The sequence below is a fragment of the Halolamina salina genome (genome assembly GCF_042678005.1).
GTDB lineage: Archaea > Halobacteriota > Halobacteria > Halobacteriales > Haloferacaceae > Halolamina > Halolamina salina.
Genome location: NZ_JBHUDH010000025.1, coordinates 37,732 through 44,727, shown reverse-complemented (window position 1 = coordinate 44,727; position 6,996 = coordinate 37,732). Strand labels below are relative to the sequence as shown.

The 6,996-nt window shown below is 68.4% G+C and carries 9 protein-coding genes; 3 read left to right on the top strand and 6 right to left on the bottom strand.

Annotated elements, in window-relative coordinates; all coding sequences use genetic code 11:
• Together ACFR9S_RS03295 and hpt are read right to left on the bottom strand one after the other, a co-directional pair.
• Positions 1–404 (bottom strand): hypothetical protein (locus ACFR9S_RS03295; RefSeq protein ID WP_379818060.1); only part of this gene is annotated, 404 nt, incomplete at its 3' end.
• Positions 405–447: 43 nt separating this feature from the next.
• Entirely contained in the window at positions 448–1,011 is a 564-nt protein-coding gene (gene hpt, locus ACFR9S_RS03290; protein ID WP_379730824.1) for a hypoxanthine/guanine phosphoribosyltransferase, read from the bottom strand.
• A 148-nt stretch (positions 1,012–1,159) separates the two neighbouring features.
• Between hpt and ACFR9S_RS03285 the strand changes: the two genes are divergently transcribed.
• From ACFR9S_RS03285 to ACFR9S_RS03275, 3 genes are all read left to right on the top strand, one after another.
• Positions 1,160–1,915: a YqjF family protein gene (locus ACFR9S_RS03285; protein ID WP_379730823.1), complete on the top strand. Its 756-nt coding sequence runs from the start codon at positions 1,160–1,162 to the stop codon at positions 1,913–1,915.
• Between the two features lie 117 nt (positions 1,916–2,032).
• Complete coding sequence (locus ACFR9S_RS03280; protein WP_379730822.1) at positions 2,033–3,172, top strand: HNH endonuclease; 1,140 nt, start codon at positions 2,033–2,035, stop codon at positions 3,170–3,172.
• Positions 3,169–3,873, top strand: coding sequence for a DnaJ domain-containing protein (locus ACFR9S_RS03275; protein WP_379730821.1), 705 nt, complete (start codon positions 3,169–3,171; stop codon positions 3,871–3,873). Before ACFR9S_RS03280 ends, ACFR9S_RS03275 begins: the two co-directional genes overlap by 4 nt.
• A gap of 66 nt (positions 3,874–3,939) precedes the next feature.
• Here the strand turns inward: ACFR9S_RS03275 and ACFR9S_RS03270 are convergent, their stop codons facing one another.
• The 4 genes from ACFR9S_RS03270 to ACFR9S_RS03255 all read right to left on the bottom strand — a co-directional run bounded on the left by ACFR9S_RS03270 (position 3,940) and on the right by ACFR9S_RS03255 (position 6,529).
• Positions 3,940–4,317: a VOC family protein gene (locus tag ACFR9S_RS03270; RefSeq protein WP_379730820.1), complete on the bottom strand. Its 378-nt coding sequence runs from the start codon at positions 4,315–4,317 to the stop codon at positions 3,940–3,942.
• An 89-nt stretch (positions 4,318–4,406) separates the two neighbouring features.
• Positions 4,407–5,198 carry an ABC transporter permease gene (locus ACFR9S_RS03265; RefSeq protein ID WP_379730819.1) on the bottom strand — a complete coding sequence of 264 codons (792 nt, stop codon included), beginning with the start codon at positions 5,196–5,198 and terminating at the stop codon, positions 4,407–4,409.
• The gene (locus ACFR9S_RS03260) at positions 5,195–6,136 is read right to left on the bottom strand and encodes an ABC transporter ATP-binding protein (protein ID WP_379818059.1); all 942 of its coding nucleotides are present in this window, start codon (positions 6,134–6,136) and stop codon (positions 5,195–5,197) included. Before ACFR9S_RS03260 ends, ACFR9S_RS03265 begins: the two co-directional genes overlap by 4 nt.
• Positions 6,137–6,187: 51 nt before the next feature.
• Positions 6,188–6,529, bottom strand: coding sequence for a hypothetical protein (locus ACFR9S_RS03255; protein ID WP_379732832.1), 342 nt, complete (start codon positions 6,527–6,529; stop codon positions 6,188–6,190).
• Between the last annotated feature and the right edge of the window lie 467 nt (positions 6,530–6,996).

Sequence of the window (6,996 nt, the reverse complement as noted above, 5' to 3'; positions counted from 1 at the left end):
TCGCCGCGCTGGCCGTGCAGCGTCGGCGAGCCGAAGCCCGCGAGCAGCGCGAGGAACGTCAGCACCGCGAGCACCGAGAGCAGCGGCGTCGGCTGACGCAGCAGCGTCGCGCCGATCCCGTCGAGCGCGAGGAGGAAACCGTACACGGCGGCAGAGAGCGCGGAGATCAGGGCGCCGACGCCGTCGAACGCGCGCACGGCGTAGCCGAACGTCGCGGCCACGAACACGAACGGCAGCGGCGCGAACGAACGGAGCGCGAAGGAGAGGCTCGTCGCGAGCAGCACGAGCACGAAGAGGATCCCCAGAAACGGGACGAGCCGCAGGAGCGCCGCCCAGAACGACCAGTAGGTCACCGGCCGCTCGACGGTCAGCCAGCGATCCGCCCAGTCGGGGGCTCTCGACACGTCGGAGTGCTGGGCGAGCAGCGCCTAAAGCGTGACTGTCGTTCTACCCGTCGCCATTCTCGTCGACGATCACGACCTCGCCGTCCTCGACGCGGACGTTGATGAGCGTCTTGTAGTCGATCCGCCCGTCGAGTTCGTTCTCGCCGGCCTTCTTGATCACTGCCACCACGTCGGTCACGTCGGCGCCGATGCCGTCGAGCGCCTCGCAGATCGCCGAGAGCGTACCGCCCGTCGAGAGCACGTCGTCGATCACCAGCACGGAGTCGCCGGGCTGTACGTCGTTGATGTACATCTCCGACTCCGAGTAGCCGGTCTGCTGGGAGAGCGACACCTCGCCGTCCAGCCCGTACTCGCGCTTGCGGATCACCACGATCGGCACGTCGGTCATCAGCGAGAGCGCGGTGGAGATGTGGATCCCCATCGCCGCGGGGGTGACGATCTTGTCCACGTCCTCGAGTTCGACCTTCCGGCAGATCTTGATCACGATCTCTCGGAGCAGCCCCGGCTTCAGCGTCGGAACGCCGTCGCTGATCGGGTGGACGAAGTACTGGTACTCGCCTTTCTCGATGATCGGCGCTTCCAGAAGCGACCGGCGGAGTTGATCCATGTCGCCCGTTCCGCAGGTGGCCGGTAAAACGTGGCGGTCTGCGACGGGGGGTGGGGGCGAGTTGCACGGTCTGGGCCGCCACAGGCCGGCGTACCGGTCGCACGCCGACGGCCGACACCGGGAAGGGGGTGGCCGCCGAACGCCGAGTATGGAGCGTCACTACCTCTCGATGGGCTGGCGGGACGCGCTGTTCGCTCACTGGCCCGTCGACGCCGGGGTCGTCGACGACCGGCTCCCGGCCGGGATCACCGCCCGGACCCACGACGGCAGCGCGTGGCTGGGGATCATCGCGTTCGTGATGGAGGACATCCGGCCACGGGGGGTCCCGGCACCGCTCGGGCTCACCTTCGGCGAGGCGAACCTCCGGACGTACGTCGAGAGGCCCGAGGGCGGGGAGGGGATCTACTTCTTCAACCTCGACGCCGCCGACCGGCTGAGCGTCGGGATCGCCCGACAGTTCTACCAGCTCCCCTACTACACCGCCCACATGGAGATCGACCGGAGGGGCGAGTTCCCCGGCGAAACCGGCCCCCACGAGCGAACGGTCGATTTGACCAGCCACCGCGCCCACACCGGCGTTCCGGACGCCTACCTCGACGCTACCTACGGTCCCGCGGGCGAACGGTTCCGCCCCGAGGAGGGGACGCTCGAACAGTTCCTCGTCGAGAACTACCGGTTCTACCTCGCCGAGGGAGACGTGGGCGAGCGCGGGGACGGAACCGATCCGAGCCTCTTCTACGGCGACGTTTCCCACCCGCCGTGGGACGTCTACGAGGCGGACCTCGACCTCCGCTCGACGAACTTCTTCGAGGCAAACGGGTTCGAGCGCCCCGACACCGAGCCGCTGGCGCACTACTCGCCGGGCGTCCCGGTGCGGGCCGACCGGATCAGGAAAGTTGACTGATAAGCGAAATATCTGTAACTCCGAGGTTCATTCGGTAGACACGCCGATACTCGATATATCGGCCGCATCTGTGACATCCGGTAGACAAAAGGTGCTTCACGTGATGTTTGCGAAGAGATGCCAGACAGCTCGACGACGGACGGGCGCGAACAGGCGAAGCGGTTGGCGCAGCTCGCCGAAACCGATCCGGCGAGCGCGGTGACCCACTTACCCGATCTCCCGCCCCTGCTTGTCGCCGACGACGTGGAAACGAGAGTCGACGCGACGCGCGTGCTCGTTCCCCTCAGCATCGACTACCCCGAACAGCTACGCAGCATCAGCGACGCGATACTCGCACGGCTCGACGACGAGCACACGCTCGTGAGACAGAACATCCTCCTCACCATCTCGAATCTGGCCACGTGGTTTCCGCAGGACTTCGGGGACGGGACGGACCTGATGGTCGAATCGCTCAACGCCGACCAGTTCGACGAACGGGTCGCCGCGGGGTCGGCGCTGTCGAAGATCGCGTACTACCGGCCCGATCTGGTCACGCCGCGGGAGGAAGCCAAAGAGTACCTCGAGATGCGAATCGCGGTCGAGAACATCGACGAGGTCGAGATGTCCCACGGCGATTCGGAGATCTTCGACGGCGCGATCCAGGCGCTCGAAGGGGGCGACATGCCGAGCCGGGTGCTCGAGGACGACCTCGCGCCGACAGGGCTGCGGACGAAGATCAGCAAGCCGGCCCGCGCCGCGCTCACGGGCCTCCTGTGGGTCCCGCTCGCGATCGCGTCGGTGTTCTTCTGGGTCTACCGCGCGCTCAAGTACTTCCGATGGCTCGGGGTGAACAAGTACACGTCCGTCGGGAGGCTGATCGCGCTGACGCTGCGGACCGCGTACGGGCACCTGAAGCACGTGACGCTTCTCACACCGATTCAGCGGGCGCAGCTGTACGTCCGTCGGTCACCGATCGCGACGCCGACGGGGCTGCTCCCCTGGTTCGTCGGGAGGACGCCGACGAAAGTCGATCGGACGACACAAACGCCGCCGCTGCCGGATAACTGGGGCGCGATCGCCCGGTCGGTCCGACAGCGCGACGGCTACGAGTGCCGCAACTGCGGCGCCCTCGGTGGTCCCCGCGGTGGCTCGGCCGAACTGCACGTCGACCACGCGATGCCCCGGAGCAGGGGCGGCGCGGACCACCCGAAGAACCTCCGGACGCTCTGTCGCGGGTGTCACGAGGCGAGACACGGACGAAAATTCTCGAACCAATGACGACGAACTACTACGACCGACTCGGGATCGACGAGACGGCGACACAGGAAGAGATCGAGGCGGCGTGGAAACGCGCCGTCAAGGAGAAACACCCCGACCAGAGCGACGATCCCGACGCCCAACAGCAGTTCATTCGACTGAAGGAGGCGTACGAAGCCCTCTCGGACCCCGAAACGCGCCAGCGATACGACGAGTTAGGCCACGACGCGTTCGTCGGCGAGAGCGGCCACGAGTCGTCCTCCGAAACCGAGGAAGCGTATCAGCGCGATCGGTCGTCGGATCGATCCGGAAACGAAGGGGGCGTCGACTGGCGAGCCAACACGCGCGGACACGAGGCCGCAGAGCACGTCTGGGAACCGGGCTCCGGTCCGACGGCGGACACAGCGCCGCCGCACGACACCTCGGACGCCGAGACCTCGGAGCGCGTCGCCGCGTACGGGCTCTCCTTCGGCGTTCCGGCGGTGCTGACCTACATCCTCTTCTTCGGCGCGGAGGGAGGCACCACGGAGTACCTCGCGAGCGTCGGTGTGACGGGGGACCTCCTCCTGATCGCAGTGCTCCCGCTCTCGCTGCTCGCCGTGATCGTCTCCGAACGGCTGCTCGACACGGAGCGCCGTCTCTGGGAGAGCATCTCCGAGTTCGGTACCAACTGCGCGGCGTGGCTCCGGAGCGGGTGGTCGTCGGTGAGTGGAAGCGAGTGAGGAGCGGGGACGGACAGAGAAACTTCGACCGCACCGGCGACAGCACTGCCGACGACAGCCCGTCGGCTACACCGACGGTGTCTCGTGGAGGAACGACTGAACCTCCACAGTCCGGCCGTCGGGATCGTCAGCAAAGAACTGGTAAATCCGATACTGTTCGTTCTCGCGGGGCGTCTCGCGCGTCGCCTCCCCGAGTCGCTGATGGAGTTCGTCGACAGCCTCGGTCGTGTCGTAGACGAACGTCAGGATCCCCTCTGACTCCGTCTCCTCACCGTCACAGAAGCCAAAGCGGAACCCCTCGAAAGACAGGATCGTACAGCCCGGCTGTTCGAGCCACGTCTCGGCGCCGACGACCTCACGGTACCAGTCGACGACCGTTTCGCGGTTCTCGGTTCGGAAGAAGACGATGCCGCCGGTTCCCTCGGGAGGATCAGCGTCGGCCATACCCCGACTGCTCGCCGGCGGGGCATAAATCCGGGCGGCGTCGCCGAGGGAGTCAGTCCCCGCGGGGGGTGCGGTGCCAGCGACAACTGTCAGTCGCCGCGCGGCACCGCGTACGCGCCGAGGAGGAAGAACACCGCCGCGAGCACCGCGAGAACGCCCAGATTCACCAGGGCGAGCGTCGTCGGATCGGTCGCGCCCACGACGGGGATCGAGACGCGCTCGTAGGTCAGATAGCGCACGCCGCGGGCGAAGTACGTCAGCGGCGAGAGGTTTGTGATCGGCCGGAACCACGCCGGCAGTAGCTCCGGGGTGACGAACGTCTCCGAGAGGAACAGCAGCGGGAGTGCCACGGAGTTGCTCGCGGCGATGACGCCGTCCTGTGAGTCCGCCAGCCGGCCGAGGATCGCCCCCAGCCCGCAGAACAGCGCCACGCCGAGCGCGACGAACGGGATCAGCAGCAGCAGGTGCGGGCCGACGGCGATCTCGGCGTCGACGAGCGCGACCACGAGCCCGAAGATCAGCAGCGAGGCGGCGCCGATCACGAACACGTTCACGAGGGTGTGCGCGAGCAGCCACTCCCAGCGGCGCAGCGGCGTCGTCGCCAGCTTCTCGAAGCGGCTCCCCTCGCGGTGGCGCGCGAACTCGCTGCCGACCCGCGACAGCGGCGTGAACAGCACGACGACGGCGAGGTAGCCGGGGAGGTAGTAGCCCGGCGGCTCCGCGAACAGTCCGCCGCCGGTAGGCTGGGTGCCCACGAGCACGCCGAAGATCAGCACGATGATCACCGGGAAGAAGAACGTGAAGAAGACGGCCGTCCGTCGACGCAGGAACGCCTTTGCACCCGCGCGGCACTCGCTGCCGATCCGACCGAGGCGGCTCATCGCTCCACCTCCGCGTCGGCGGGCGCCTTCGTGGGGCCTGCGACGCCGCTCTCACGGAACGACTCGCCCGTGAGTTCGAGGTACACGTCCTCCAGCGTCGGTTCCGTCCAGGTGAACGACTCGTAGGCGATCCCAGCGGCCGCGAGCGCGTCGACCGCGTCGTCGATATCCGCGGCGTCCACGTCGTGGAGGGTGAGCCGGCCGGCGGAGGCCTCGACGCGGAATCCGCGATCCGCGAGCAGGTCGGGGTCGGCCTCGGTCCGGATCTCGAGCCGCGACTCGCCGCCGTGTTCCGCGATCAGCGCGGCCGGCGACCCCTCGGCCACGACTTCGCCGTCGGCCAGCATCGCCACCCGGTCGGCGAGCCGTTCGACCTCGTCCATCGAGTGACTGGTGAGGACGACCGTCGTCCCCGCCGCCGCGAGCTTCTCGATCAGCGTCCACAGGTCCCGGCGGCCCGCGGGGTCGATCCCGGTGGTCGGCTCGTCGAGGAACAGCACGTCCGGGTCGTTGACGAGCGTGATCCCCACGCAGGCCCGGCGCTGCTGGCCGCCGGAGAGCTCCTCGTACCACGTGTCCGCCGAGTCCTCGAGGCCGACCTCGGCGATTACCGACGACACGTCGCGGGCCTCGTCGTAGAGCTCGGCGTAGTAGCCCAGCAGCTCCCGGACGGTGAGGCGCTCGGGCGGCGAGAACGACTGCGGGAGCAGCCCGATCCGGGATCGATCGACGGACTCGGGCGAGCTACCGAGCAGCGACACCTCGCCCTCGTACTCGGTCGTGCCGGTGAGACAGCGCACGAGCGAGGTCTTCCCCGCACCGTTGGGACCGATGAGTCCGAACACCGTCCCGGCAGGCACCGAGAGCGAGACGCCGTCGACGGCGACGAGGTCGCCGTAGCGTTTGGTCACGTCGTCAGCGACGACTGCCGCGTCCATGGTCGGGATGGGCCACGGCGGGAGGAAAAGCGTTCGTTCTCGTCGGACGCGTCAGACCGCGTCGGGGGAGCCGGTCGACAGCGTGAGTCCGGCCGGCGTCGGCGTCGGGTAGTCGGCCACGGCGCTCCGCGTGGCGGCGGACTCCAGCGACTCGGCCAGCCACGACTGCGTCAGCGTCAGCGAGCCGGTGCGCCAGCGCCGGAGCAGGATCGCCGCCGAGAGTCCCCCACGTCCCCACGCGTACACGCCGCCGACGACCGCCGCCGGGAGCTCTCCGAGTCCCATCGCGGCGAGGAACTCGATCCCCCCGATCCACGTCGGCGCGAGCAGCACGACCGAGGCCACGAGCAGCAGATCGCCGGTTGCGCCCGTGTACCCATCGCTTACCGTCATTCACTCGTGCCGACGTAGCTCTCGGTTATAAATGTTTTGTGGGGGATATCAGTAGAGATACTGGCCGCGACGGCGACGGGGTCAGCACTCAGCCCAGAAACGGCGCCGGGAGGTAGAGCAGCAGGCAGGCCGCGCCGGTCCAGCGGCCGACCTCGTCTCGGCGGTAGAACACACCCGCCACCGCCGCCGAGACGGCGAGCATGTACCCCACCGAGAGCAGCGTCGCGTCGAGGCTCTCGACGGCAACCGGGGCGACCGCTGCGCCGACGCCCAGCGAGAACAGCGGGTCGGTGATGTTCGAGCCGAACAGCGTGCCGACCGCGATCCCGCCCCGGTCGCGCCGGACCGCCAGCGCGGCCACGACGATCTCCGGCGTCGTCGTCCCGAGGCCGGTTATCAGCCCGAGCAGGTACGTCGGCACGCCGACCGAGACGGCGACGCCGCGAGCGCCCGTCACGAGCAGGTGG